We start from the raw sequence: 24,629 nt of genomic DNA, 5'->3' as shown, positions 1-24,629 counted from the left end.
CCCCCCCCCCCCCCCCCCCCCCCCCCCCCCCCCCCCCCCCCCCCGCGACCGCCTGACGAACCCGCACGATCGGAAAGAGGACATGGAGATGGCAGAGCTGAACGTGGACCTCGTCGCGTCCGACCGCAAGGTCTGGTCCGGCGCGGCGCGCGAGGTCAGCGCCCCGTCCGTCGACGGCCAGGTCGGCATCCTCGCCGGCCACGCCCCGCTCCTCGCGGTGCTGCGCCCGGGCACGGTCAAGGTGTCGACGGCCCACGGGACCGCGGTCGAGGCGCACGTCACCGGCGGCTTCGTCTCCGTCGACGGCAACCTCGTGACGATCGTCGTCGACGAGGTCTCGGAGCTGTCCGGCCGCGAGCCGGCGCTGCGCTGAGGCAGGTGCCGGTGGCGTACGCAGTCTGGTCCGCGGTGGCTCTCGTCGTCGCGCTCGGACTGGTGCTCGCCGCCGGCGCCTCCCGCCTGCGGACCCTCTCCCGGAGGGTCGGCTCCTTCCCCTGCCACGCACGCCCCGCGGACGACCCGCAGGCCGCGTGGATGGTGGGGATCGCCCACTACGCCGTGGGCCGTATCGACTGGTGGCGCGGGTGGTCGCTCGCGCCGCGCCCGGCGCGCGTCTGGCGCCGCGACGGGCTCTCGATCACCGGCCGCGCCCCGCTCGACCAGGCCGGGCAGCCCGACCAGGTGCTGGTGCGCTGCCGCTACGACGGCACCGACTTCGAGCTGCTGATGTCCTCCGGCGCGTACGCCGGGCTCGCGTCGTGGCTCGAGTCCGCGCCCCCGGGGCGCCGCGACCTGGTCCTGTAGAGCACCGCCACAGCACCCGCCACGAACGAAGAGGGGGACCGTGCGTCTCGTCGTCGCCCGCTGCTCGGCCCGGTACACCGGCCGGCTCACCGCCCACCTGCCGCTGGCCTCGCGGCTCCTCGTCGTCAAGGCGGACGGCAGCGTGCTGCTGCACTCCGACGGCGGCTCCTACAAGCCGCTCAACTGGATGAGCCCGCCGTGCTCGACGGCGGTCGGCGAGCCCGACGACGAGGCGCGGGGGCGCGGCGTCACCCAGGTCTGGACGGTGCAGCACCAGAAGTCCGACGACCGCCTGGAGATCGAGCTGCACGAGGTGGAGCACGACTCCGCCCACGACCTCGGCGTCGACCCCGGCCTCGTGAAGGACGGCGTGGAGGCGCACCTGCAGGAGCTGCTGGCCGCGCAGATCCACCTCCTCGGCGCGGGCCACTCCCTCGTGCGCCGCGAGTACATGACGGCGATCGGACCGGTCGACATCCTGGCCCGCGACGCCGCCGGCGCGACCGTGGCGGTCGAGCTCAAGCGCCGCGGCGACATCGACGGCGTCGAGCAGCTGACCCGCTACCTCGAGCTCCTCAACCGCGACCCGCTGCTCGCCCCGGTGCGCGGCGTCTTCGCCGCGCAGGAGATCAAGCCGCAGGCGCGCGTGCTCGCGACGGACCGGGGGATCGAGTGCCTGGTGCTGGACTACGACGCGATGCGCGGCGTGGACGACGTGGACTCGCGCCTCTTCTGAGACCTTCCGGAGTTTGTCAGGAAGGTTTCGCAATCCACCAGCCCTGCGGCAGGATGGGCCCATGATCGCTGCCACCCCCACGGCCCCCCTCTCCGACTTCGGCGCGCCGGTCGCGCTGCGCGGTCGCGTCGTGACGCCGCAGGACGACGTCGAGGACGGCGCGGTCGTCGTCGCGGACGGCCTCGTGCGCTGGGTGGGCCCCGTCGCGGCGGCCGAGCACGCCGACGCGGAGGTCGCCGCCGCGGTGGCCGCGGCCCTCGCCCCCGAGCCCGGCACCGTGCTGCTGCCCGGTCTCGTGGACCTGCACAACCACGGCGGGGGCGGCGTCGGCTTCCCCGACGCGACGACCGCCGACGACGCGCTGGTCGCGGTGCTCGAGCACCGCCGGCACGGCACTACGACGATGCTCGCCTCCCTCGTCACGGCCGACCGCGAGACCCTGCTGGCCCGGGCGGGCCTGCTCGCCGGCCTCGCCGACGCGGGCGAGATCGCGGGGATCCACGCCGAGGGGCCGTTCCTGTCGCACGAGCGGCGGGGCGCGCAGAGCCCGGACGACCTCGTCCCGGGTGACGTCCGCCTCGTGCGCGACCTCGTCGAGGCGTCGCGCGGGCACCTGCGCACCATGACCGTGGCCCCCGAGGTCGACGGCGTGGTCGGGGCCGACGGCGCGGCCGACGCGCTCGTGGCCGCGGGCGTCGTGCCGTCCCTCGGGCACACCGACGCCACCACAGAGCAGGCGGAAGAGCTCCTCGCGCAGGTGGCCGCGGCCCTCGCCGCCGCCGCCGAGGCGGGCGAGGCCCCCGCGCGCGAGATGACCGCCACCCACCTGTTCAACGGGATGCGCCCCCTGCACCACCGTGCGCCGGGGCCGATCGCCGCGTGCCTCGCGGCCGCCGCCCGCGGCGAACTCGTCGTGGAGCTGATCGCCGACGGCGTCCACCTGGCGCCGGCGACCGTGCGGACGGTCGTGGAGACGGTCGGGGCCGACCAGGTCGCGCTCGTCACGGACGCGATGGCGGCCGCCGGCATGGCCGACGGCTCCTACGAGCTGGGGCCGATGGCGGTGACCGTGCGCGACGGCGTCGCCCGCCTCGCCGATCCGGGCGACCCCGACGGCGGCGCGATCGCGGGCGGCACGGCGCACCTGGTCGACGTCGTGCGCGACACCGTCGCGGCGGGCGTCCCGCTCGTCGACGCCGTGCGCTCCGCGTCCTGGGTGCCGGCGCGCGTGCTGGGCCTCACCGACGTCGGCGGCCTCGTCGTGGGCCGGCGCGCGGACGTCGTCGTCACCGACGGCGACCTGCGCGTGCGGCGCGTGCTGCGCGGCGGCGTCGGGGTGCCGCTCGGCTGAGCGCGGCCCTCCGCAGCGCTGCTCTCCAGCAGGCGATCCGCCGCGCCGTCGGAACCGATGACGCGCCCCCGCGCCGTCGCGGAGCCGCGGTCCTACCGTCGAGCGGTGCTCCCGCGGGTGGTCAGCACGGGCGCGAGCAGCCGGGTCTCGGCAGGCCGGCCGTCGTCGAGCCGACCCATGACGATGTCCACGGCGAGGCTCCCGATGGTCGACGCGGGCAGGTCGATGGCGGTCATCGGCATCGCCTGCGCGAGCGCGACGTCCTCGGGGCACAGCGCGATCACCGACACGTCCTCGGGCACGGCTCGGCCGGACTCGCGCAGCCGGGACAGGACGTGGGGAAGCGCGCGCTCGTTGTGCACGAAGAGCCCGCTGGTGCCGGGCGCGTCGGCGAGGAGCTCGTCGACGACGCGGGCGACCTCGGCGGGCGCGCCCGGGCACGCGACGACCCGCGCGTCCAGGCCCTGCTCCGGTGCGGCCTCCGCGAAGCCGCGCATCACGCGGTCCACGTACGACGTGTGCCGGTCCACGACCTCCGGCGGGGCGCCGAGCATCGCGACGGTGCGGTGCCCCAGCTCGGCCAGGTGGCGCGCGGCGAGCCGCCCGGCGGACTCGAAGTCCAGGTCCACGCACGACAGCCCCGAGGCGTCGCGCGGCAGCCCCACCAGCACCGACGGCTGCCTCGACCGGGTGAGGATCGGGATGCGCGCGTCGTCGGCCTCCACGTCCATGACGACGAGGGCGTCGACCATCGACCCGTTCGTGGCGCGCTCCAGACCCTCGAGGTCGTCCTGGGTGAGCAGCAGGACGTCGTGCGCGTGCTCCCGCGCCCGGGTGACGACGCCGCCCGCGAACTGCATGATCACGGGCACGTCGATGCCGGAGCGCAGCGGGATCATGAGCCCGATGACCTCGGTGCGCGCCGACGCGAGGGCCCGAGCCCCGGCGTGCGGGCGGTAGCCCAGCGTCGCGATCGCCTGCTCGACGCGCCGGCGCGTGGGCGCGGAGATGGACCGCTTGCCGGAGAGCACGTAGGAGACGGTCGACGCCGAGACTCCCGCCGCCTTGGCGACGTCCTCGATGGTGGCCACGGCTATCTCCTGGGTGCGTGAGGGACGGCGGCGCCCACGACCGGGAGGTCACCGGGCACGTCGAGGATCACGGTAGCGCCCGCCGCGACCGAGACCGGGGTTCCCGCTGCGGCCACGCCGCCGTGGCCCACCACGACCTCCAGGGCCCGGTCGTCGGGCGCCCGCAGCCGGGCGCGGGTCAGCGCGCCGTCGCGCCACGCGAGGTCGACCTCGGCCCCGCCGCGGGCCCGCAGCCCGGTGACCTCGCCGTCGGGCCATGCCGGGGGCAGCGCGGGCAGGAGGTCGAGGCGCACGGCGCCGCCGTCCCGCCGGTGCGACTGCAGCAGCATCTCCGCGACGCCCGCGGTGAGGCCGAGGTTGCCGTCGATCTGGAACGGCGGGTGCGCGCTGAACAGGTTCGGGTACAGCCCGCCGCGCTGCCCGGCCGGGTGCCGCTCGTCGGGGCCGTCGGCGGGGCGCAGCGACAGCAGCACCTGGTCGTGGGCCCGGCCGCCCTCGCCGAGCCGCGCCCACAGCGAGATCCGCCAGGCGAGGGACCAGCCCGTGGACTCGCGGCCGCGCAGCTCGAGGCTGCGGGCGGCGGCCCGCGCCAGGTCCGGGGTGGTCGTCGGGTCCAGGTCTCCGAGGGGGTAGAGCCCCACGAGGTGCGACAGGTGCCGGTGCTCGGGCTCTGCCTCGGGGACCTCCTCGCCCCACTCCAGCAGCTCACCGCGCGACCCGGTCGCCGGGCCCGGCAGCGCGGCGGCGACGGCCTCGAGGCGGGGGAGCCACGGCTCGTCGGCGTCGTCGAGCCCGAGCCCGCCGGCGGCCTCGCGGCAGCCTGCCGCCAGGGCGCGCACCAGCGCCACGTCCATCGCGGCGCTGGTCGTGACCGCGGCGGGCTCGCCGTCGGGGGCGACGAACTGGTTCTCCGGTGAGGTCGACGGGCTGGTCCAGGCGTGCAACCGGTCTCCGTCCCGCCCGGCGCCGGACGGGGAGCCGCCCGCCGTCTGCACCCAGGCCAGCGCGAACTCGCCCGCCCCGCGCAGCGCGGGCCACGCGGCCCGCAGCGCGGCGTCGTCGCCCGTGAACCGGTGGTGCTCCAGGAGGTGCTGGGCCAGCCACGTGCCGCCGTGCGCCCACGCGGACCACTTCGCCTCGCCGCGGCCGTTGCCGACGGGCGCCGCGTGGCCCCACGCGTCCGAGTTGTGGTGCGCCACCCACCCGGCGGCGCCGTACAGGTCGCGGGCGACGACGGCGCCCGGCCCGTCGGCGAGGCCGCGGACGTAGCGCAGCAGCGGTTCCTGGCTCTCGGCGAGCCCGGTCGTGCCGGCCGCCCAGTACGCCATCTGCAGGTTGATGTTCAGCGTGTAGCCGCTGCTCCACGGGCCCGGCAGCCACGGGTTCCACAGGCCCTGCAGGGTGAGCGGCAGGCCGCCCGCCCGGGAGGACGACAGCAGCAGGTAGCGGCCGAGATGGAACGTGAGCGCCGCGAGGCCCGGGTCGGGGCGCTCGGCGGCGGCCAGCACACGGCGGTCGGTGGGCAGGTCGGCCGCGCCCGCCGGGGACGGCAGCGCCAGGTCCACGCGGCCGTAGTGCCGCGCGTGCTCCGCGACGTGCGCGGCGCGCAGGCGCTCGCGGAGCGCGTCCGCGCCCTCGACGGAGGCGTCGTCGCCCTGACCTGCGCCGCCGGGGTCCCCGGTCGTGAGCTGTGCCGCGATCCGGTCGGCCGGCGCCGCGGCCCCGGCGTCCCCGGGCGGGTCGGTCGTGGCGGTGGCGACCAGCAGGACGTGCGTGCGTGCGACGCCGGTGCGCAGCGTGCCGTCGTCGACGGCGGCGTCGCGGTCGGCGGGCGCGGCCACGGCGACGGTGCCGGTGCGGCCGAGCGCGGCGTCGTACCGCAGCTCGCCCTCGGGATGGTGCGACGGCGGGACGTCGACGGGCAGGTCGAGCGTCCGCACCAGCACGGCGGCGCCCGCAGGGCCGGCCGGACCGTCGGCTCGCGACAGGTCGACGGGCGGGCGGGCCGACGCCCGCAGCAGGCTCTCGACGCGCACGACCAGGCGGACCGGGCGCTCGGCGCGCACGGTGTGCACCACCGCGCCGCCGCGGGAGTCGGCCCAGGTCTCCTGCACGACGCGCCCGGCCACGGGGTGCTCCCACGCGTGCGTGGCGACGGCCGTGCGCAGGTCCAGCTCGCGCCGCTCGATGCCGTGGGGGTGCGGCGCGGGCCCGCTCGGCGGGCCGGCGGGCTCGACGGCGACGTCGATCTCGGCGAGCGGGAGGTAGGCCTGCGCCCACGGGGTCTGCATCTCGGCGAGCAGGGCCTCGGCCCCGCGCACGTCGCCCGCCTCGACGGCGGCACGTACCCGGGCGAGGTGCTCGGGGCCACGGGCTCCCGCCCCGGCCAGCGGGTCGGGGTGCGGCGAGCCGGACCAGGCGGTGAGGTCGTTGAGCCACAGGTGCTCCACCCCGGCGCGGCCCGTGCACATCACCCCCCGGTGCCCGTTGCCGACGGGGTAGGCCTCGACCCACCGGGTGGCGCTGCTGTCGGTGTGGAGGACGTGCGTCGTCGCGCGTAGCTCGGCCATGGTCGGAGAGCGTAGTGCGCGCGGGCGAATCGGTTCGACCGCCGGGGCGGTCGCCGGGAGGCGCGCGGTCCCAGGTCGAGGGGCACCTGCTTGACGACGGTTCGTCCGGGGTCGATACTCGCCGTCGAAGCGCTTCGATTTACATCGGGCGCCTCGCCGCGGCCCGTGCACTGCCGCCGCGGCGCTGGACTCGACGAGGAGGACCCCATGCTCCACCGCGCACGCACGCTGTCCGCGGCCGCACTGATCGCCGCGTCTGCCCTGACGCTGACCGCCTGCGTCGGCGGCGGGGGAGGCGGCGGAACGACCGCCGGGGGCGGCGACACCGACGACAAGACCCTGACGATCTGGCACTACGAGAACGAGGACTCGGCGATGGGCCAGGCGTGGGCCAAGGCGATCGAGATCTTCTCCGAGGAGCACCCGGACGTCACGGTCGAGGTCGAGAAGCAGACGTTCGAGCAGATCCAGAAGAACGCGAAGATCGTGCTGACCGGCGACGACGTGCCCGACGTCATGGAGTACAACAAGGGCAACGCGACGGCCGGCCAGCTCGCCGCGCAGGGCCTGATCGCCCCGCTGACCGACGCCGCGGAGGAGAACGGCTGGGCCGACAAGCTCTCCGGCTCGCTGCAGACCACCGCACGCTACGACGAGAACGGCCTCATGGGCTCCGGCGACTGGTACGGCGTGCCCAACTACGGCGAGTTCGTCGGCGTCTACTACAACAAGCAGATGTTCGCGGACGCGGGCCTCGAGGTGCCGACCACGCTCGAGGAGCTCGAGCAGGTGATGAAGGCGTTCAAGGACGACGGCGTCACCCCGCTGGCCGAGGCCGGCGCCGAGTACCCGATGGGACAGCTCTGGTACGAGCTCGTGCTGGCGAACGCCGACCGGGAGCTCGTCGACCAGTACCAGCTCTTCGACGGCGACGTCGACTTCCACGGGCCGGAGATGACGGCGGCCACCGAGCAGCTCGACTCGTGGATCGAGGACGGCTACGTCGCCTCCGACTCCGCCGGCCTCACGGCCGAGGACATGGGCGTCGCCTTCATGAAGGGCGACTACCCGATGATGGTCTCCGGCTCGTGGTGGTTCGGACGGGTGACGGCGGAGATGAAGGACGACTGGGGTCAGTTCAACTTCCCGGGGAACACGCTGCACACCGGCTCGTCGGGCAACCTCTGGGTCGTCCCGACCAACGCGGACTCGCCGTCGCTGGCCACGGAGTTCATCGACACCACGCTGCGCCCCGAGGTGCAGGACGTGCTGGCGCAGACGGGCGGCCTGCCGGTCGCAGGCGACGCGTCCACGATCACCGACGACACGACGCGCGAGCTCACCGAGAACTTCCAGGCGATCCTCGACGACGACGGCCTGGCGTTCTACCCCGACTGGCCCGTGCCGGGCTACTACGACACGATCGTCAGCCAGCTGCAGTCCCTGATCAACCGGTCGAAGACACCGGACCAGGTGCTCGACGGGCTGGAGTCGGCCTACACGGACGGCAAGGCCGACCTGCTCGGCGAGTGACGACGTGACCGCCACCCTCAGCCCGCCCGCGGCGGCGTCCCGGGCCGACGCCCGGACGCGCCGCCGCCGGCGGGGCACGACCCTGCCCTACCTGGCGTACCTGCTCCCCGGCGCGGTGCTCTTCGTGCTCGTCATCGGGTACCCGCTGGTGACCAACGTCTACATCAGCCTGTTCTCCTGGCGCGGCGGCCTGGCGCCGCTCACCTGGGTGGGCCTCGACAACTACACGGAGCTCTGGCACGACGCCGCGTTCTGGACGTCGTTCCAGAACTCCGTCGCGATGATCGTGGCGATGGTGCTCGTGCCGACCGTGATCGGCCTGCTGCTCGCGGCGGTGCTGTTCGACTACCTGGGCCGGCGGTTCGGCGCCCGCGTGGCGTCGGTCCTGCGGGCCACGTACTACCTGCCGCAGATCCTCCCGGTCGCCGTCGCGGGCGTGCTGTGGAACTGGATCCTCAACGCCCAGACGGGCGCGCTCAACGAGATCCTGCGCGCCGTCGGCGTCGCGGACCCGCCGAACTGGCTGGGCGACCCGAGCACGGCGCTCCCGAGCGTCATGCTCGTGCTGATCTGGGTGCAGATCGGGTACCCCGTCGTGATCTTCATGGCGGCGCTGCAGCGGGTGGACCCCGAGCTCTACGAGGCGGCGGAGCTGGACGGCGCCGGCTGGTGGCGGCGGTTCCGGGCCATCACGATCCCGCAGATCCGCCCGGAGACGTTCGTCGTGACGCTGACCTGCACGGTCGCGGCGCTCAAGGTGTTCGGCCCGATCTACGTGCTGACCCGCGGCGGCCCGGAGAGCTCCACGCTCGTGCCGAGCTACTACTCGTACCTCAACTTCTTCGACAAGTCGCGGGTGGGCTACGGCGCCGCCGTCGCGACCGTGCTCACCGTGGTGATCCTCGTGGTCGCCGTCGTCATCCTCGCGCTGCAGACGCGCGCCGAGCGGGCCGAGGAGGTGGGGCGCTGATGGCCGCGACCCTGGCGACGGTCCGGTCGCGCGGCGGGGACCGCCACCACCGGGGCGCCGGGCGCTGGTTCGTGCTCGCGGGCGCCGTCGTCGTCGCGCTGCTCGTGGTCGCGCCGCTGCTGGTGATGCTGCTCAACGCGTTCAAGTCGCCCGACGACTACACGCAGCACGGACCGCTCAGCCTGCCGACGAGCCTGTACCTCGACGGGCTCGTGAACTTCTGGCAGCGCACCGAGTTCCCGGTGAAGCTGTGGAACTCGTTCTTCATCTCCGCCGTCGTGGCGGTGGCGGCGTGCGCCCTCTCGCTCCTCAACGCCTACGCGATCGGGATCGGCCGGATCAAGGGCCGGATGTGGGTGGTGCTGCTCTTCCTGCTCGCGAACATGCTCCCGCAGGAGGCGCTGATCTACCCCCTGTTCGACATGGCCCGGCAGGTGGGGCTGTCGAACTCGCAGTGGTCCGTGATCATCATCTTCACGGTCATCCAGTCGGCCTTCGGCACCTACCTGCTGGCGTCCGTGCTCGGCACGTTCCCGCCGGCGCTGCTCGAGGCGGCGGCGCTCGACGGCGCGGGCCGCTGGCGGATCCTGTGGCGGGTCGTCTTCCCGATCGTGCGGCCCACGCTCATGGTCCTGATGATCTTCTTCTTCATCTGGACCTGGAACGAGTTCTTCATCCCGCTGGTCATGCTCACGACCAACGACACGCAGACGATCCCGATCGCGCTCGCGTCGCTGCAGGGCGACCGGATGATGGACGCCCCCACGACCAACGCCGGGGCGCTCGTCTCCCTCGTCCCGGCCCTGGTGTTCTTCCTGATCTTCCAGCGCACCCTCACCCGGGGCGTCACCGCCGGCGCGGTGAAGTAGCGCACCACCCCCTCGCGCGGCGTGCTCCTCGGCGCTCCGCCATCATCGACACGACAGCACGGAGTAGGTGCACCTGATGAAGTTCACCGACGGCTACTGGCAGACCCGCCGTGGCATCGCGCCGCTGTACGCGGTGGAGGTCGACGACGTCCGCGTCGACGAGACCGCGGGCACGATGACCGTGTACGCCCCGACGGCGCCGGTCCGGCGTCGGGGCGACACGCTCAACCGGCCGATGCTCACGGTCACCTACTCCTCTCCCGCGCCGGGCGTCGTGCGGGTGCGCGTGGAGCACTTCGCGGGGGCCGCGCGCCGCGGGCCGGAGTTCGCCATCCAGGGCGAGCCGGGCTTCCTCCCGGTCGTCAAGGTCGACGAGACGGAGGGCGTGCTCGAGACCGGCGGGCTCTCCGTGCGGGTGCACCGGGGCGGCGGGTGGCACGTGGACGTCGAGCACGACGGCCGGGTGCTCACCTCCAGCCTGCCGAAGTCCGTGGGCGCGATGAGCGCGACGTCGGGCCCGCTCGAGGGCGGCACCTGGGTGCACGAGCAGCTCACGCTCGAGCCGGGGGAGCACGTGTACGGCCTCGGCGAGCGGTTCGGGCCGTTCGTCAAGAACGGGCAGTCCGTCGACGTCTGGAACGAGGACGGCGGCACGTCCAGCGAGCAGGCGTACAAGAACGTGCCGCTCTACCTGACCAGCAAGGGGTACGGCGTCTTCGTGGCGCACCCGGAGCGGGTGTCGCTCGAGGTCGCGTCCGAGGTGAACACGCGCGTCCAGTTCTCGGTGGAGGGCCAGTCGCTCGAGTACTACGTCATCGCCGGCCCGACGCCGAAGGACGTGCTGCGCCGCTACACCGCGCTCACCGGGCGGCCGGCGCGCGTGCCGGCCTGGTCGTACGGCACGTGGCTCTCGACGTCGTTCACCACCGACTACGACGAGGCCACGGTCACGAGCTTCGTGGACGGGATGGCCGAGCGCGGTCTCCCGCTCAGCGTGTTCCACTTCGACTGCTTCTGGATGCGCGAGTACCAGTGGTGCGACTTCGAGTGGGACCCGCGCGTCTTCCCCGACCCGGAGGGCATGCTCGCCCGCCTGCACGACCGGGGCCTGAAGGTGAGCGTCTGGATCAACCCCTACATCGGGCAGCGCTCGCCGCTGTTCGAGGAGGGCCGCGCCAAGGGCTACCTGCTGCGCACCACGGACGGCGGGGTGTGGCAGTGGGACCTGTGGCAGGCGGGCATGGCGCTGGTCGACTTCACCAACCCCGAGGCCGCGGACTGGTACCTCGGCCACCTGGAGCGCCTGCTCGACCAGGGCGTGGACGCGTTCAAGACCGACTTCGGCGAGCGGGTGCCCACCGAGGACGTGGTCTGGCACGACGGCTCGGACCCGCGCAAGATGCACAACTACTACGCCGAGCTGTACAACGAGCTGGTCTTCCGCCTGCTCGAGCGGCGCCGGGGGCGCGGCGACGCCGTCGTCTTCGCGCGGTCGGCCACGGCGGGCGGCCAGCAGTTCCCGGTGCACTGGGGCGGCGACTGCGACTCGACCTACGCGTCGATGGGGGAGTCCCTGCGGGGCGGGCTGTCGCTCGCGCTGTCGGGCTTCGGCTACTGGAGCCACGACATCGGCGGCTTCGAGGGCACCCCCGACGCCGGGGTGTTCAAGCGCTGGCTCGCGTTCGGCCTGCTGTCGAGCCACTCGCGCTTCCACGGCTCGTCGTCGTACCGCGTGCCGTGGGCCTTCGACGAGGAGGCGGTCGACGTCGCGCGCCGCTTCGCGCACCTGAAGATGTCGCTCATGCCCTACCTCGCGCAGGCCGGGGAGGAGGCGCACGCCGCGGGCACGCCGATCATGCGGCCGATGGTGCTGGAGTTCCCCCGCGACCGGGCCACGTTCGGCGTCGACATGCAGTACATGCTGGGTGGGTCGCTGCTCGTGGCCCCGGTCTTCCGGGCCGACGGCACGGTCGAGTACTACGTGCCCGAGGGCACGTGGACGCGGCTGCTCGACGGCGCGGACGGCGGGCACGCCGAGACGGTCACGGGCCCGCGGTGGGTCACCGAGACCCACGGCTTCGACTCCCTGCCGGTGCTGGTGCGCCCGGGCACCGTGCTGCCCGTGGGGGCGCGGACCGACCGGCCCGACTACGCGTGGGCCGACGGCGTGGAGCTGCGCTGCGTCGAGCTCCCGGACGGCTACGACGCCGTCACCCCCGTGCCGATGGGCGGGCCCGGCGGAGAGACGGCGCACTTCCACGTCCGCCGCGCGGGCGACGAGGTCGCCGTCACGAGCGACGACGCCCCCGGCGCCTGGACCGTCCGGGCGGGCACCCGCACGGCCACGGGCGACGGCCCCGGGACCGTCACCCTGACCGTCTGAGCCGCTCTCGAGCACGCGGCCCGTCGCGCCACCCAGTGGCATGACGCGACGGGCCGCACGCTCGACCGCGACGCCCTTCGGGTCCGGCCCGTTCCCGTGACCTACACTGACAGGAGTGTGGAAGCGCTCCCACACTCCTCTGCCACCCGCCATGACCTCCAGGATCGAGGACCGAGAACCATGACCAGCACGTCCACGGCCACCGCGACCGAGACGGTCGGCGAGGCGACCGCCGCCCGCACGTTCCCCGCCGACTTCCTGTGGGGCACCGCGACCGCGGCGTACCAGATCGAGGGCGCCGCCTCCGAGGGCGGTCGCGGGCCCTCCATCTGGGACACGTACTCCCACACCCCCGGGCGCACCCGCGACGGCGACACCGGCGACGTCGCGTGCGACCACTACCACCGCTGGGCCGAGGACGTGGACCACCTCGACCGGCTCGGCGTCGGCGCCTACCGCCTGTCGATCTCGTGGTCGCGCGTGCAGCCCGGCGGGAGCGGCCCCTTCAACCCCGAGGGCGTCGCGTTCTACCGCGACCTGCTGGACGCGCTGCGCGAGCGCGGCATCCGGCCGTTCGTCACCCTCTACCACTGGGACCTGCCGCAGGAGCTCGAGGACGCCGGCGGCTGGGCGAACCGGGACACGTCGTACGCCTTCGCCGAGTACGCCCGGCACATGGCCGCCGAGCTCGGCGACCGCGTCGAGGCCTGGACCACCCTCAACGAGCCGTGGTGCTCCGCCTACCTGGGGTACGGCTCCGGCGTCCACGCGCCCGGCCGTACCGAGCCCGCCGCGGCGCTCGCGGCCGTCCACCACCTCAACCTGGCGCACGGGCTCGCCGCGCAGGCGATCCGCGAGGTGCTGCCGGGCGCGCAGGTGTCGATCACCCTGAACCTGCACGCCATCCGGCCGGCGGACGCGACGTCCGGGGGCGACGCCGACGCCGTCCGGAAGATCGATGCGCTCGCCAACCGCGCGTTCCTCGGTCCGATCCTCGACGGCGCGTACCCCGACGACCTGCTCGCCGACACCGCCCACGTCTCCGACTGGTCCTTCGTGCACGACGGCGACCTGGAGCAGATCCGCCAGCCCCTGGACGTCCTCGGCGTCAACTACTACTCCACCGTCACCGTGCGGAAGTTCGCGGGCGACGGCGAGCGGTCGGAGAACGACGGGCACGGCGCGTCCAGCCACAGCCCGTGGATCGGCGTCACCGACGTCGAGTTCGCCGAGCAGCCGGGCCCGTACACCGCGATGGGATGGAACATCGAGCCCTCGGGGCTCACCGACCTGCTGCTGCGGCTGCACCGGACGTACCCCGGCCTGCCGCTGGCCGTCACCGAGAACGGGGCCGCCTTCGACGACGAGCTCGTGGTGGACGACGGGGAGCGCCGCGTGCACGACGACCGCCGCGTGGCCTACCTGCACGACCACGTCGAGGCCGTGGCCGCCGCCCGCGACGCGGGCGCGGACGTGCGCGGGTACTTCGCCTGGTCGCTCATGGACAACTTCGAGTGGGGCTACGGCTACTCCAAGCGCTTCGGCATCCTGCACGTCGACTATCCGACGGGCGAGCGCACCTGGAAGGACTCCGCCCACTGGTACCGCCGGCTGGTCACCTCAGGCGAGGTGCCGCCCGTCACCGCCGCCGCCCCCTGACGGGCACCCGGCCCCGCCTGTTCGGCACTACCGTGCGGGCATGACCGCCGCGCGTCCCGACCTGCCGCCCACCACCACGCCGGACGAGGCCGCCCGGTTCGACGCCGCGCTCCGTACGCGGTGCCGGGAGCGGCGGGTGCCGGCCCTGTCCGCCGCGGTGGGGCGCGCCGGCGAGGTGGCGTGGACCGGCACGGCCGGCTGGGCGCCGTCCGGCCCGGGCACGGCGTTCCGGATCGGGTCGATCTCCAAGCCCATGACGGCCGTGGCCGTGCTGCGGCTGGTGGCCGCCGGGCGGCTCGGCCTGAACGACCCCGTGGGCCGGCGTCTCGCGGACGCCCCCGCCCCGGACGCCACGGTCGCCCAGCTGCTCACGCACACCGCGGGCCTGCCGGCCGAGCCGCCGGGGCCGTGGTGGGAGCGGCACGGCGCGGGGTCGTGGGACGGCCTCGTCGCGTCCGGCGTCGAGCCGCTGTGGGAGCCGGGGGAGCGGCACCACTACTCGAACGTGGGCTTCGCGGTGCTGGGGCGGCTTCTCGAGGAGGCGCACGGCCGGTCGTGGGACGCCGTCCTGCGCGACGAGGTCTGGACGCCGCTGGGGATGACGAGCACCGGGCGGACACCGTCCGGGGACCCCGCCGTCGGATACGCCGTGCACCCCGACGCCGACGCCGTCCTCGTCGAGCCCGTGGCCGCCTACGGCGCGATGGGGCCGGCGGGGGAGGTGTGGTCGACCCCGTCGGACCTGGTGCGGTTCGGGTCGTGGCTGGTGGACGCGGGCGGCGCCGCCGGTGACGAGGTGCTCCCGCTCGCGTGGCGGCGCCGGATGGCGGTGCCACGGGCGGTGGTCGACGACGACGTGCCGTTCACGTCCGCGTGGGGGCTGGGCGTGTCCGTGCACCACGCGCCGGGCGACCTGGGACGCCCCGACCGGCGCACGGTGGGCCACGGCGGCTCGGTGCCGGGGTTCACCGCGACACTGCGCGCGGACCCCGCGACGGGCGACGTCGTCGCCGTCTGCGGCAGCTCGACCGCCGGGTTCGGCGACGCGTCCTTCCTGCTCGACCTCCTGGACGGGCCGGCTCCCGTCCCTGTCCCCGCCCCTGCCGGCGCCGACGCCGCCGACCCCCGCGCCCTGGCGCTGGCCGGGACCTGGTACTGGGGCCCGATGGCGTACACGCTGTCCGTGCGCCCCGACGGCTGCCTTGACCTGAGCGCGTCGGACGGCCGGAGCACGGTGTTCGGGCCCGCGCCCGACGGCGGCTGGGTCGGCGTGGCGGGCGGCTACTGGCGGGGGGAGCGGCTGCGGCCCGTCGCGACCGGCACGCCCGCGGAGGCCCTCGACGTCGGCACCTTCCACTTCACCCGCACGCCGTACGACCCGGCGACGGCGGTGCCGGGCGGCGTCGACCCCGCGGGGTGGCGCGCCGTCGACTGACGGGTCGCGCGCGGGTGTGCGACACACCACCGCGCGCGACACGCCGATGACGTCGACGAGTTTTCGGCCGGTTCCGCGCCGGGAATGTCCGATCTGCCGGGCGCTGCCCGGACGGGAGCTCGAGGGCCGGCCGGACCGCGGCCCCGCCGCGCGGGGGCGCGTCGTCGCGCACACGCTGTGGACGCCCGTCGCCCACCGCCTGTGGACATCTGGTCGAGATCCGCACGGTGCTGCGGAAGGTCGACCCGAGGCGGTGTTGACGGCGCCCCGTACGCCCTGTGGACGAGGACTGTCGGACCCCCGTGGGACGCTGTGAGAGAGGGTGCGAGGCGAGGGGTGTTCGACGAATGACAGTCGTGTCAACCACAAGATGTCGGCCCCGCGCGCGCCCCGACCACTAGGTGTAGTGTTTGGAGCACGCGGGGCGCACAGCCCTTCGAACAAAGCACACCGGCGTAGTTCCACGGGCGTCATCCCTGGTCCGGGCCCTTTCGAGGCCCGTCGAGGGGACCGGCTCGCAGGGTCGCGACACCGGTCGGACGAAGCCCCCCGGCGGGGAGCGCAGAGAGGGAGAGACACATGAGCATCACGGTCTACAGCAAGCCGGCCTGCGTGCAGTGCGATGCGACCTACCGCGCCCTCGACCGGAAGGGTGTCGAGTACTCGGTGGTCGACATCACCCAGGACGCCGAGGCGCTCGAGATGGTCCGCGGGCTCGGCTACCTGCAGGCCCCCGTCGTCGTCGCCGGTGACACCCACTGGTCGGGCTTCCGCCCGGACCAGATCGCCGCGGTCGCGGCGCAGCAGGCCGTCTCGGCCTGACGCGCACCTCCGCACAGACTCGACAGGACGCGGGGCGCGCAGGCCGCGGCCCCGCACCCCACGAACGGCCGGCGCCCCGGGCTTCGACACCCGACCCGGGGCGCCGTGCGTGTTCCTCGACGCAGCGCGTCGGCCTGGTAGCAGCATCCGGGGGGAGGCTGAGCATGAGTTCTCTCGTCTACTTCTCCAGCGTGTCGGAGAACACCCACCGGTTCGTCGAGCGTCTCGGGCTCGAGGAGCTCGGCATGTCCGTGCACCGGATCCCGGTGCGCAAGCATGACGGCTTCCTCACGGTGACCGAGCCCTACGTGCTCATGGTCCCGACCTACGGCGGGGGCAACGAGGGCGGCGCGGTGCCACGGCGCGTGCGCGAGTTCCTCAACGACCCGCACAACCGGTCGCTCGCCCGCGGCGTCATCGCCGCGGGGAACACCAACTTCGGCGCTGCCTACTGCATCGCCGGCGACATCATCTCCGCGAAGTGCCAGGTGCCCTACCTGTACGCCTTCGAACTCCTGGGGACGGCTGAGGACGCCACGCGCGTCCGTGACGGATTGGGACGATTTTGGCAACGACAGTCACTGATCTCGGCGTGAGCTCGACGACGGACCCGGAGCTCGCGGGGGCCACCCCCGTGCCGCTGCAGGGCGTGCAGCTCGACTACCACGCGCTGAACGCGATGCTGAACCTGTACGGCGACGACGGCAGGATCCAGTTCGACAAGGACCGCGAGGCCACCACGGCCTACTTCGAGCAGCACGTGGTGCCGAACACCATCCAGTTCGAGACGCTCGACGCGAAGCTCGACCACCTCCTCGAGAACAAGTACTACGACCCGGCGGTCCTCGAGAAGTACTCGCGCACCTTCGTCAAGGAGCTGTTCCGGCTCGCGTACTCGAAGGACTTCCAGTTCGAGTCGTTCCTCGGCGCGTTCAAGTACTACACGTCGTACACGCTGAAGACGTTCGACGGGAAGAAGTACCTCGAGCGCTTCGAGGACCGCGTCTCGATGGTCGCCCTCGGCCTGGCCGACGGGGACGAGCAGGTCGCGCGCGACATCGTCGAGGAGGTCGTCTCGGGCCGGTTCCAGCCGGCGACGCCGACGTTCCTCAACGTGGGCAAGGCGCAGCGGGGCGAGCCCGTGTCCTGCTTCCTGCTGCGCATCGAGGACAACATGGAGTCCATCGCGCGCGGCATCAACTCCGCCCTGCAGCTCTCCAAGCGCGGCGGCGGCGTGGCGTTGCTGCTCAGCAACGTCCGGGAGCACGGCGCGCCGATCAAGCACATCCAGAACCAGTCGTCCGGCGTCATCCCCGTGATGAAGCTGCTCGAGGACTCCTTCTCGTACGCCAACCAGCTCGGGGCGCGCCAGGGCGCCGGCGCGGTGTACCTGCACGCGCACCACCCCGACATCATGCGGTTCCTCGACACCAAGCGGGAGAACGCGGACGAGAAGATCCGCATCAAGACGCTCTCCCTCGGCGTCGTCATCCCCGACGTCACGTTCGAGCTGGCGAAGACGAACGCGGACATGCACCTGTTCAGCCCGTACGACGTCGAGCGCGTCTACGGCAAGCCGTTCGCCGACATCTCGATCTCGGAGAAGTACGACGAGCTCGTCGCCGACGACCGCATCACGAAGACGACGATCAAGGCGCGCGACTTCTTCCAGACGATCGCGGAGCTGCAGTTCGAGTCCGGCTACCCGTACGTGATGTTCGAGGACACCGTGAACGCGGCGAACCCGATCAAGGGCCGCATCACCCACTCGAACCTGTGCTCGGAGATCCTGCAGGTGTCGACGCCGTCGACGTTCCACGAGGACCTCTCCTACGACCACGTGGGCCGGGACATCTCCTGCAACCTCGGCTCGCTGAACATCGCGAAGACGATGGACTCGCCGGACTTCGCGAAGACGATCGACACCGCGATCCGCGCGCTCACGGCCGTCTCCGACCAGACGAGCATCGAGTCGGTCCCGTCGATCCGCCGCGCCAACGAGCTCGGCCACGCCATCGGCCTCGGGCAGATGAACCTGCACGGCTACCTCGCCCGCGAGCGGATCTACTACGGCTCCGACGAGGGCGTCGACTTCACGAACCTCTACTTCTACACGGTCGCGTATCACGCGATCGCCGCGTCGAACCGCCTCGCGATCGAGCGCGGCAAGGCGTTCGGCGGGTTCGAGGACTCCAAGTACGCCACCGGCGAGTACTTCGACAAGTACACCGACGGCGAGTGGAAGCCGGCGACCGAGCGCGTCGCGCGGCTCTTCGCGGAGGCCGGCGTCGCCATCCCGACGCAGGACGACTGGCGCGCGCTCAAGGCCTCGGTCATGGTGCACGGCATCTACAACCAGAACCTGCAGGCGGTGCCGCCCACCGGGTCGATCAGCTACATCAACAACTCGACGTCGTCGATCCACCCGGTGCCCGCCAAGATCGAGATCCGCAAGGAGGGCAAGCTCGGTCGCGTGTACTACCCGGCGCCGTACATGACGAACGACAACCTGGACTACTACCAGGACGCGTACGAGATCGGCTACGAGAAGATCATCGACACCTACGCCGCCGCGACGCAGCACGTGGACCAGGGTCTGTCGTTGACGCTGTTCTTCCCCGACACGGTGACGACGCGCGACGTCAACCGCGCGCAGATCTACGCCTGGCGCAAGGGGATCAAGACGCTGTACTACATCCGTCTCCGTCAGATGGCCCTCGAGGGGACGGAGATCGAGGGCTGCGTCAGCTGCATGCTGTAATTGCGTCGGGCAACTATCGAGAATTCGGGGAAGAGAAGACAATGGCGCCCACGGGGAAGCTCAAGCTCATCGATCGCGTGAGTGCGATCAACTGGAACCGGCTGCAGGACGAGAAGGACCTCGAGGTCTGGGACCGCCTGGTCGGCAACTTCTGGCTGCCGGAGAAGGTACCGGTGTCCAACGACATCCAGTCGTGGCACACGCTCAGCGACGCGGAGCGGCTCATGACGACCCGCGTGTTCACCGGCCTCACGCTGCTGGACACGATCCAGGGCACGGTCGGCGCGGTGTCGCTCATCCCCGACGCGCTGACCCCGCACGAGGAGGCGGTGTACACCAACATCGCGTTCATGGAGTCGGTGCACGCCAAGAGCTACTCGTCGATCTTCTCGACGCTGATCTCGACGCGGGAGATCGACGAGGCGTTCGCCTGGTCGGAGCAGAACCCGCACCTGCAGCGCAAGGCCGAGATCGTGCTCGACTACTACCGGGGCGACGACCCGCTGAAGCGCAAGGTCGCCTCGACGATGCTCGAGTCGTTCCTGTTCTACTCCGGCTTCTACGCGCCGATGTACTGGTCCAGCCGCGCCAAGCTCACGAACACGGCCGACCTCATTCGCCTCATCATCCGCGACGAGGCCGTGCACGGGTACTACATCGGCTACAAGTACCAGAAGGGGCTGGCGCAGGTCAGCCAGACCGAGCAGGACGAGCTCAAGGCCTACACCTTCGAGCTGCTCTTCGAGCTGTACGAGAACGAGGTCGAGTACACCGACGCGCTGTACGGCGAGCTCGGCCTCACCGAGGACGTCAAGGCGTTCCTGCGGTACAACGCCAACAAGGCCCTCATGAACCTGGGCTACGAGGCGCTGTTCCCCAAGGAGGACACGGCCGTGAACCCGGCCATCCTCGCCGCGCTGTCGCCGAACGCCGACGAGAACCACGACTTCTTCTCCGGGTCGGGCTCGTCGTACGTCATCGGCAAGGCCGTGGCCACCGAGGACGACGACTGGGACTTCTGACCCCTGCCGAGGGAGGACGAGAGGGCGGACCGCATCACGTGCGGTCCGTCCTCTCGTACTACCTCGGCAGATCTCGTACTACCTCGGCAGATCTCGTACTACCTCGGCGGTCGAGGGCGGCGTCGACGACGAGGGTGAGGGTGGGGCGCGGGTCGGTCGGGTCGTGGCGGGCGATCGCGTGCAGCAGCAGGCCCTCGTAGGCGCCGGAGACGGCGATCATCGCCGCGCGCGGGTCGGCCGCGCCGAGCCGGCCGACCATCCGCTCGCCCCAGTCGAGGAGCGCCTCGCGACCGCGGTTGACGCGCCCGCGCAGGTCGGGGTCGTGGCTCGCCTCGAGGAAGAGGACCAGGCGGGCGGTCGTGGTGGCGCGGTCGGGGCCGGTCGCCTGCGCGAAGCCGGCGCACAGCATGTCGACGAAGTCGGCCGCCGACCGGGGCTCCGGCGCGGCGGACAGGCCCGCCAGGTCGCGGGCGGCGAGCTCGTCGGAGACACCTGCCAGTAGGGCGGCGCGGGTGCGGAAGTAGTTCGACGTCGAGCCGCGGGGGAGCCCGGCGCGCTCGTCGACGCGGCCGTGGGTGAGGGCGCGGAGCCCCTCGGTGCCGAGCAGGTCCACGGCCGCGTCGAGCGCGCGGCGTCGGGGCGGGAGTGCGGTGGTCACGACGGCACCCTAACCCGGGTACTACGTCCATAGTGACACGACACTATGAACGTAGTAACGTCGAGGGATGGACGAGAACAAGGTGGGCGAGGGGCGGGCCGTCTCGGCGCGGCCCGAGGCGACGGTCGACGTGCCGATGCCGGAGCTCGCCGGGGTCACCCACCGATGGGTCGACGTCGACGGGCTCGCGATGCACGTCGTCGAGCAGGGGACCGGTGACCCGGTGCTGCTGCTCCACGGGTTCCCGGAGCACTGGTGGGAATGGCGCGGGACGATCGGCCCGTTCGCCGCCGACCACCACGTCGTGTGCCCCGACCTGCGCGGGTTCGGCTGGACCGACGCTCCGCCGGACGGCTACACGCGCGACCGCCTCCTGGCCGACGTCGTCGGCCTGCTCGACGCGCTGGGCCTCGACCGGGTGCACGTCGTCGCCCACGACTGGGGCGCGCTGGTCGGATTCCACCTCTGCCTCGGGCACCCCGACCGCGCTGCCTCGCTGCTGAGCATGGGCGTGCCCCACCTGTGGCTGCGGTTCGACCCGCGGCTGCTGCTGATGCTGCGGCACACGTGGTTCCAGGTGGTCATCGCCTCGCGGCTGACCGGCCCGCGCGCGCTGGCGCGGGGCCGGCAACGGCTGCCGCGCCACCTGCTCCAGGAGTACGGCAGCGACGCGCCCGTGATGACGGACGCCGACGTCGAGGCCTACCTCGCGCCGCTGCGGCAGCCCGCGGGCGCGCGCGCCGGGTCTGCGCTCTGCCGCGACTTCGTCCGTCGCGAGCTGTGGGCGGTGCTGCGCGGTGCCTACAGCGACCAGCACCTGACGACGCCGACCGTCGCGCTCCTGGGCGAGAACGACATCCTCAGCGACCCCGCGCTGCTCGGCGGGCACGAGGAGCACGCCGACGACCTCGCCGTCGACGTGCTCCCCGGGGTCTCGCACTTCATGGTCGACGAGCGTCCGGACCTCGTCGTCGAACGCGCGCGCGAGCTGTTCGCCCGCGCGGCGTGACGGAGCTCAGACGTCGGCCGAGTGCGCGCCCGTCACCGGGGGCTCGGCCGACCACGGGAACGTGATCCACAGGTCGGTGTCCCGCCAGGAGTAGTCGGGCCGGATGATCGTGCGGGGCTTGGTGTAGAGCACCACCGACCGGGCCTCGGCGCCCTGCTTCGCGAGCATGTCCATGACGAGCGCGAGCGTGCGGCCGGAGTCGGCGACGTCGTCCACCACGAGCACCTTGGAGCCCGGCAGCTCGGACGTGTCCATGAGCGGAGGGAGCACGCGCGGGTCGTCCAGCGTCTTGCCGATGTCGGTGTAGAACTCGACGTTCATCGTGCCCACGCCCTTGGTGCCCAGGGCGTACGCCATCGCGCCGCCGGGCACGAGGCCGCCGCGCGCGACGGCGATCACGACGTCGGGCAGGAAGCCGCTGTCGACGACCTGCTGCGCGAGCTCGCGGATCGCGACGGGGAGCAGGGTCCAGGTGAGGACCTCGCGCTCGGGGACGGCGCCGGCGTCGGCGGGCACGGGCGGCTCGGCGGGGGTGGGCTCTGCGCTCATGGCACCCGAGACTACGCGCGACGGCGGGCCCCCGGTGAACGGGAGCCCGCCGTCGTGGTGGGGCTGACGTGCTGCTGACCTGCGGCCGGCCAGCACGGCCGTCGTCGTGACGTGCGGGACGTCACGACGACGAGGGATCACTGCGCGTCGAGGATGTCCACGACGAAGACGAGCGGCTGCCCGGCGAGCTCGTTGTCGTCGCTCTTCTCGGCGCCGTACGCCTGGTCGGCGGGGATGACGAGCAGCACCTGGCTGCCGACGGTCTGGCCGGCGAGGCCGTCCGTCCAGCCCGGGATGACCTGCTGGAGCGAGAACGAGCTCGGCGTGCCGCGGTCCCACGAGGAGTCGAACGACTTGCCGTCGAGCGTCCACCCCGTGTACTGCGCGGTGACGGTCTGGTCCTTCTTGACCTTGGCGCCGTCGCCCTTGATGAGGGTCTGCGCGACGAGGTCCTTGGGCGCCTCGTAGCCGTCGGGGATCTTCACCGAGGGCTTGCCGGAGTCGTCCAGCGTGACCGTCGGCAGGCCCTTCTCGGGCTCGACGGCCGTGCCCTCGGCGCGCGTCGGGATCTTCGTCGCGTCGGTGATCTCGACGAGGTTGACCATCGTGGCCGTCGAGCCGTCCTGGCCCTGCACGGGGTTGGCCACGAGGAGGCGCGTCCCGACCTTCTGCCCGGTCAGCGGCTCGGTGAGCACGCCGTAGTTCGCGTCGCCGAGGATGAAGCTCTGCGGGGTCTTCTGCTCCCAGGTCGACCCCTGGGTGGAGCCGTCGGTGCCGAGGAAGGCGACGGTGTCCATGGTGATCTTCATGCCCTCGGCGAGGTCGGCGCCGTCGCCCTCGTCGATCACGCGCGACGTGGGCACCGAGACCTCGAGCGGCGTCTTGAACGTCACCTTGGGCTCTGCACCGGCCTTGCCCTCGACCTTCACGGACTCGAGCGCGGCGACGTCCTCCTTCGTCGGCTCGGGAGCCTCGGTGGCCGGTGACGACGACGCGGAGGCCGACGGCGTGGCGCCGTCGCCGGTGGAGTCGTCTGCGCAGGCGGTCAGGGTCAGGGCCGCGGCCAGCGCCAGCGTTGCAGCGGCGGCGGACGTGCGGAGCTTCACGGGGAGTCCTTCGGTCGGCGGGGACGAACCGGGCCACTGTAACGGCCCGACCTGACCGCGCCGTCCATGGTCCGCCGGGGCACCCGGGCGGGCGGACCGGTCCGGCCCGCGTCGCGCGACAATGGGTGCCATGCCGTCCCGCCGACCCTCCCGCAAGCGCCCCTGGGGGGCGGAACCCCCGCCCCTCGACCTCGACCGCGCCCTCGGCGGCGTCCGGCGGGAGAGCGCGGCGGACGGCGAGTGGACGGTGCGCCGGTTGCGCGGCGGCGACAAGGCGTACCGCTGCCCCGCCTGCCGCCAGGAGATCCCGGCCGGCACGCCGCACGTCGTCGCCTGGCAGCGCGACGTCGTCGGCGGCGAGGTCGCGGGCCTCGAGGACCGTCGGCACTGGCACTCGTCGTGCTGGGAGCGCCGGGCCCGGCTGCGCTGAACGGCGCCGCAGGACCGGCCAGGAGCGCCCGGCCGAACTACGCTGGACGCGATGAACGACGACACCATGGACGACGCAGCGGGCCGTGACGCCGGACAGGACACCGGCCACCAGATCCGCTCCCTCACGATGCTCCCCGCCCGCCGTGAGGACGTCGAGCTGCACACCGCGGACGGGCTCACGCTCGTCGGCGAGCTCGCCCTCCCGGCCGACCGGGACCCGGTCGCGACCCTCCTCACGTTCCACCCGCTGCCCACGCACGGCGGTTACATGGACTCGCACGTCTACCGGAAGGCGGCCTGGCGCCTCCCCGCGCTCGCGGACCTCGCCGTCCTGCGCTTCAACACCCGCGGCACGTCGTCGCCGCGCGGCACGTCGGACGGCGCGTTCGACGGCGGCGAGGCGGAGCGGTACGACGTGGCCGCCGCGATCGAGCTCGCCGAGTTCCGCGAGCTGCCGCGCCCGTGGCTCGTCGGGTGGTCGTTCGGCACCGAGCTGGTGCTCAAGCACGGCACCGACCCGGCCGTCGAGGGCGCGATCCTGCTCTCCCCGCCGCTGCACCGCGCCACGGACGCCGACCTGGACGCCTGGGCCGCCTTCGGCCGCCCGCTGGTGGTCCTCGTGCCGGAGCACGACGACTACCTGCAGCCGGAGGAGGCGCGGCGCCGGTTCGCGCGGGTGCCGCAGGCCGAGGTGATCGGCGTCGACGGCGCGAAGCACCTGTGGGTCGGGGAGCCGGCGGTGCGCCGGGTCCTCGACGAGATCGTCGGGCACGTGCTGCCCGGCCACGCCTCTCTGCCCACGCACTACGACGGCGAGGTGCGGACGGCCGAGACGGTGCCGCGATGAGGTTGTCCTGATGACAAGGCGA

The 24,629-nt window shown here is 73.0% G+C and carries 22 protein-coding genes; 17 read left to right on the top strand and 5 right to left on the bottom strand.

Features of this window, described 5'->3' with window-relative positions; translation table 11 throughout:
- Nucleotides 1-88: 88 nt before the first annotated feature.
- The 4 genes from ACQP6G_RS20090 (at nucleotide 89) to ACQP6G_RS20075 (ending at nucleotide 2,891) form a co-directional block, all read left to right on the top strand.
- Nucleotides 89-373: a F0F1 ATP synthase subunit epsilon gene (locus ACQP6G_RS20090; protein ID WP_380327012.1), complete on the top strand. Its 285-nt coding sequence runs from the start codon at nucleotides 89-91 to the stop codon at nucleotides 371-373.
- Between the two features lie 35 nt (nucleotides 374-408).
- Nucleotides 409-804, top strand: a complete 396-nt coding sequence (locus ACQP6G_RS20085; protein WP_429767001.1) for a DUF2550 domain-containing protein — start codon at nucleotides 409-411, stop codon at nucleotides 802-804.
- A gap of 40 nt (nucleotides 805-844) precedes the next feature.
- A complete protein-coding gene (gene nucS, locus ACQP6G_RS20080; protein ID WP_429767000.1) occupies nucleotides 845-1,540 on the top strand; it encodes an endonuclease NucS in 696 nt (231 codons plus the stop codon).
- Nucleotides 1,541-1,601: 61 nt separating this feature from the next.
- Nucleotides 1,602-2,891: an N-acetylglucosamine-6-phosphate deacetylase gene (locus ACQP6G_RS20075; protein ID WP_429766998.1), complete on the top strand. Its 1,290-nt coding sequence runs from the start codon at nucleotides 1,602-1,604 to the stop codon at nucleotides 2,889-2,891.
- A gap of 92 nt (nucleotides 2,892-2,983) precedes the next feature.
- On the opposite strand, the gene ACQP6G_RS20070 is transcribed toward ACQP6G_RS20075, so the two are convergent.
- Complete coding sequence (locus ACQP6G_RS20070) at nucleotides 2,984-3,982, bottom strand: LacI family DNA-binding transcriptional regulator (RefSeq protein ID WP_429766996.1); 999 nt, start codon at nucleotides 3,980-3,982, stop codon at nucleotides 2,984-2,986.
- A 2-nt stretch (nucleotides 3,983-3,984) separates the two neighbouring features.
- Complete coding sequence (locus ACQP6G_RS20065; protein WP_429766994.1) at nucleotides 3,985-6,552, bottom strand: glycosyl hydrolase family 95 catalytic domain-containing protein; 2,568 nt, start codon at nucleotides 6,550-6,552, stop codon at nucleotides 3,985-3,987.
- Between the two features lie 207 nt (nucleotides 6,553-6,759).
- Between ACQP6G_RS20065 and ACQP6G_RS20060 the strand changes: the two genes are divergently transcribed.
- The 10 genes from ACQP6G_RS20060 to nrdF all read left to right on the top strand — a co-directional run bounded on the left by ACQP6G_RS20060 (nucleotide 6,760) and on the right by nrdF (nucleotide 20,006).
- Nucleotides 6,760-8,085: an ABC transporter substrate-binding protein gene (locus ACQP6G_RS20060; protein ID WP_429766992.1), complete on the top strand. Its 1,326-nt coding sequence runs from the start codon at nucleotides 6,760-6,762 to the stop codon at nucleotides 8,083-8,085.
- A 4-nt stretch (nucleotides 8,086-8,089) separates the two neighbouring features.
- Nucleotides 8,090-9,055 carry a carbohydrate ABC transporter permease gene (locus ACQP6G_RS20055; RefSeq protein WP_429766990.1) on the top strand — a complete coding sequence of 322 codons (966 nt, stop codon included), beginning with the start codon at nucleotides 8,090-8,092 and terminating at the stop codon, nucleotides 9,053-9,055.
- Entirely contained in the window at nucleotides 9,055-9,924 is an 870-nt protein-coding gene (locus ACQP6G_RS20050; RefSeq protein WP_429766988.1) for a carbohydrate ABC transporter permease, read from the top strand. The genes ACQP6G_RS20055 and ACQP6G_RS20050 overlap by 1 nt, the downstream gene beginning before the upstream one ends.
- A 76-nt stretch (nucleotides 9,925-10,000) precedes the next feature.
- Nucleotides 10,001-12,307, top strand: a complete 2,307-nt coding sequence (gene yicI, locus ACQP6G_RS20045; protein ID WP_429766986.1) for an alpha-xylosidase — start codon at nucleotides 10,001-10,003, stop codon at nucleotides 12,305-12,307.
- A gap of 180 nt (nucleotides 12,308-12,487) precedes the next feature.
- On the top strand, nucleotides 12,488-13,966 hold the full coding sequence (locus ACQP6G_RS20040; protein WP_429766984.1) for a GH1 family beta-glucosidase: 1,479 nt from the start codon (nucleotides 12,488-12,490) through the stop codon (nucleotides 13,964-13,966).
- Nucleotides 13,967-14,006: 40 nt separating this feature from the next.
- Nucleotides 14,007-15,401, top strand: a complete 1,395-nt coding sequence (locus ACQP6G_RS20035; RefSeq protein ID WP_429766983.1) for a serine hydrolase domain-containing protein — start codon at nucleotides 14,007-14,009, stop codon at nucleotides 15,399-15,401.
- Between the two features lie 579 nt (nucleotides 15,402-15,980).
- Nucleotides 15,981-16,223, top strand: coding sequence for a glutaredoxin-like protein NrdH (gene nrdH, locus ACQP6G_RS20030; RefSeq protein WP_416345666.1), 243 nt, complete (start codon nucleotides 15,981-15,983; stop codon nucleotides 16,221-16,223).
- Between the two features lie 164 nt (nucleotides 16,224-16,387).
- Nucleotides 16,388-16,819, top strand: a complete 432-nt coding sequence (gene nrdI / locus ACQP6G_RS20025; RefSeq protein WP_429766981.1) for a class Ib ribonucleoside-diphosphate reductase assembly flavoprotein NrdI — start codon at nucleotides 16,388-16,390, stop codon at nucleotides 16,817-16,819.
- Nucleotides 16,820-16,857: 38 nt separating this feature from the next.
- Complete coding sequence (gene nrdE, locus ACQP6G_RS20020; protein ID WP_429767126.1) at nucleotides 16,858-18,984, top strand: class 1b ribonucleoside-diphosphate reductase subunit alpha; 2,127 nt, start codon at nucleotides 16,858-16,860, stop codon at nucleotides 18,982-18,984.
- 41 nt (nucleotides 18,985-19,025) lie between these two features.
- Nucleotides 19,026-20,006: a class 1b ribonucleoside-diphosphate reductase subunit beta gene (nrdF, locus tag ACQP6G_RS20015; protein ID WP_429766980.1), complete on the top strand. Its 981-nt coding sequence runs from the start codon at nucleotides 19,026-19,028 to the stop codon at nucleotides 20,004-20,006.
- Nucleotides 20,007-20,064: 58 nt separating this feature from the next.
- Here the strand turns inward: nrdF and ACQP6G_RS20010 are convergent, their stop codons facing one another.
- Nucleotides 20,065-20,664, bottom strand: a complete 600-nt coding sequence (locus ACQP6G_RS20010; protein WP_429766978.1) for a TetR/AcrR family transcriptional regulator — start codon at nucleotides 20,662-20,664, stop codon at nucleotides 20,065-20,067.
- A 67-nt stretch (nucleotides 20,665-20,731) separates the two neighbouring features.
- On the opposite strand from ACQP6G_RS20010, the gene ACQP6G_RS20005 reads away from it, so the two are divergent.
- Entirely contained in the window at nucleotides 20,732-21,673 is a 942-nt protein-coding gene (locus ACQP6G_RS20005; protein WP_429766977.1) for an alpha/beta fold hydrolase, read from the top strand.
- Nucleotides 21,674-21,679: 6 nt separating this feature from the next.
- Here the strand turns inward: ACQP6G_RS20005 and ACQP6G_RS20000 are convergent, their stop codons facing one another.
- Entirely contained in the window at nucleotides 21,680-22,222 is a 543-nt protein-coding gene (locus ACQP6G_RS20000) for a phosphoribosyltransferase (protein WP_429766975.1), read from the bottom strand.
- Between the two features lie 137 nt (nucleotides 22,223-22,359).
- Nucleotides 22,360-23,328, bottom strand: coding sequence for an FKBP-type peptidyl-prolyl cis-trans isomerase (locus ACQP6G_RS19995; protein WP_429766973.1), 969 nt, complete (start codon nucleotides 23,326-23,328; stop codon nucleotides 22,360-22,362).
- 130 nt (nucleotides 23,329-23,458) lie between these two features.
- Between ACQP6G_RS19995 and ACQP6G_RS19990 the strand changes: the two genes are divergently transcribed.
- Nucleotides 23,459-23,758 carry a hypothetical protein gene (locus ACQP6G_RS19990; RefSeq protein WP_429766970.1) on the top strand — a complete coding sequence of 100 codons (300 nt, stop codon included), beginning with the start codon at nucleotides 23,459-23,461 and terminating at the stop codon, nucleotides 23,756-23,758.
- 51 nt (nucleotides 23,759-23,809) lie between these two features.
- Complete coding sequence (locus ACQP6G_RS19985) at nucleotides 23,810-24,607, top strand: alpha/beta hydrolase (protein WP_429766968.1); 798 nt, start codon at nucleotides 23,810-23,812, stop codon at nucleotides 24,605-24,607.
- Nucleotides 24,608-24,629: the final 22 nt, after the last annotated feature.

This window comes from Isoptericola nanjingensis, from assembly GCF_050311635.1.
Lineage (GTDB): Bacteria > Actinomycetota > Actinomycetes > Actinomycetales > Cellulomonadaceae > Isoptericola > Isoptericola nanjingensis.
The sequence above is the reverse complement of the archived record's forward strand: the minus strand, read 5'-3'. Positions and strand labels throughout refer to the sequence as shown.

Coding starts and splice junctions, on each gene's coding strand:
- ACQP6G_RS19990 (WP_429766970.1), top strand. CDS start 23,459: ATGCCGTCCCGCCGACCCTCCCGCAAGCGCCCCTGGGGGGCGGAACCC.
- ACQP6G_RS20075 (WP_429766998.1), top strand. CDS start 1,602: ATGATCGCTGCCACCCCCACGGCCCCCCTCTCCGACTTCGGCGCGCCG.
- ACQP6G_RS19985 (WP_429766968.1), top strand. CDS start 23,810: ATGAACGACGACACCATGGACGACGCAGCGGGCCGTGACGCCGGACAG.
- ACQP6G_RS20035 (WP_429766983.1), top strand. CDS start 14,007: ATGACCGCCGCGCGTCCCGACCTGCCGCCCACCACCACGCCGGACGAG.
- ACQP6G_RS20050 (WP_429766988.1), top strand. CDS start 9,055: ATGGCCGCGACCCTGGCGACGGTCCGGTCGCGCGGCGGGGACCGCCAC.
- ACQP6G_RS20005 (WP_429766977.1), top strand. CDS start 20,732: ATGGACGAGAACAAGGTGGGCGAGGGGCGGGCCGTCTCGGCGCGGCCC.
- yicI (WP_429766986.1), top strand. CDS start 10,001: ATGAAGTTCACCGACGGCTACTGGCAGACCCGCCGTGGCATCGCGCCG.
- nrdH (WP_416345666.1), top strand. CDS start 15,981: ATGAGCATCACGGTCTACAGCAAGCCGGCCTGCGTGCAGTGCGATGCG.
- ACQP6G_RS20060 (WP_429766992.1), top strand. CDS start 6,760: ATGCTCCACCGCGCACGCACGCTGTCCGCGGCCGCACTGATCGCCGCG.
- ACQP6G_RS20000 (WP_429766975.1), bottom strand. CDS start 22,222: ATGAGCGCAGAGCCCACCCCCGCCGAGCCGCCCGTGCCCGCCGACGCC.
- nrdF (WP_429766980.1), top strand. CDS start 19,026: ATGGCGCCCACGGGGAAGCTCAAGCTCATCGATCGCGTGAGTGCGATC.
- ACQP6G_RS20065 (WP_429766994.1), bottom strand. CDS start 6,552: ATGGCCGAGCTACGCGCGACGACGCACGTCCTCCACACCGACAGCAGC.
- ACQP6G_RS20090 (WP_380327012.1), top strand. CDS start 89: ATGGCAGAGCTGAACGTGGACCTCGTCGCGTCCGACCGCAAGGTCTGG.
- ACQP6G_RS20040 (WP_429766984.1), top strand. CDS start 12,488: ATGACCAGCACGTCCACGGCCACCGCGACCGAGACGGTCGGCGAGGCG.
- nrdI (WP_429766981.1), top strand. CDS start 16,388: ATGAGTTCTCTCGTCTACTTCTCCAGCGTGTCGGAGAACACCCACCGG.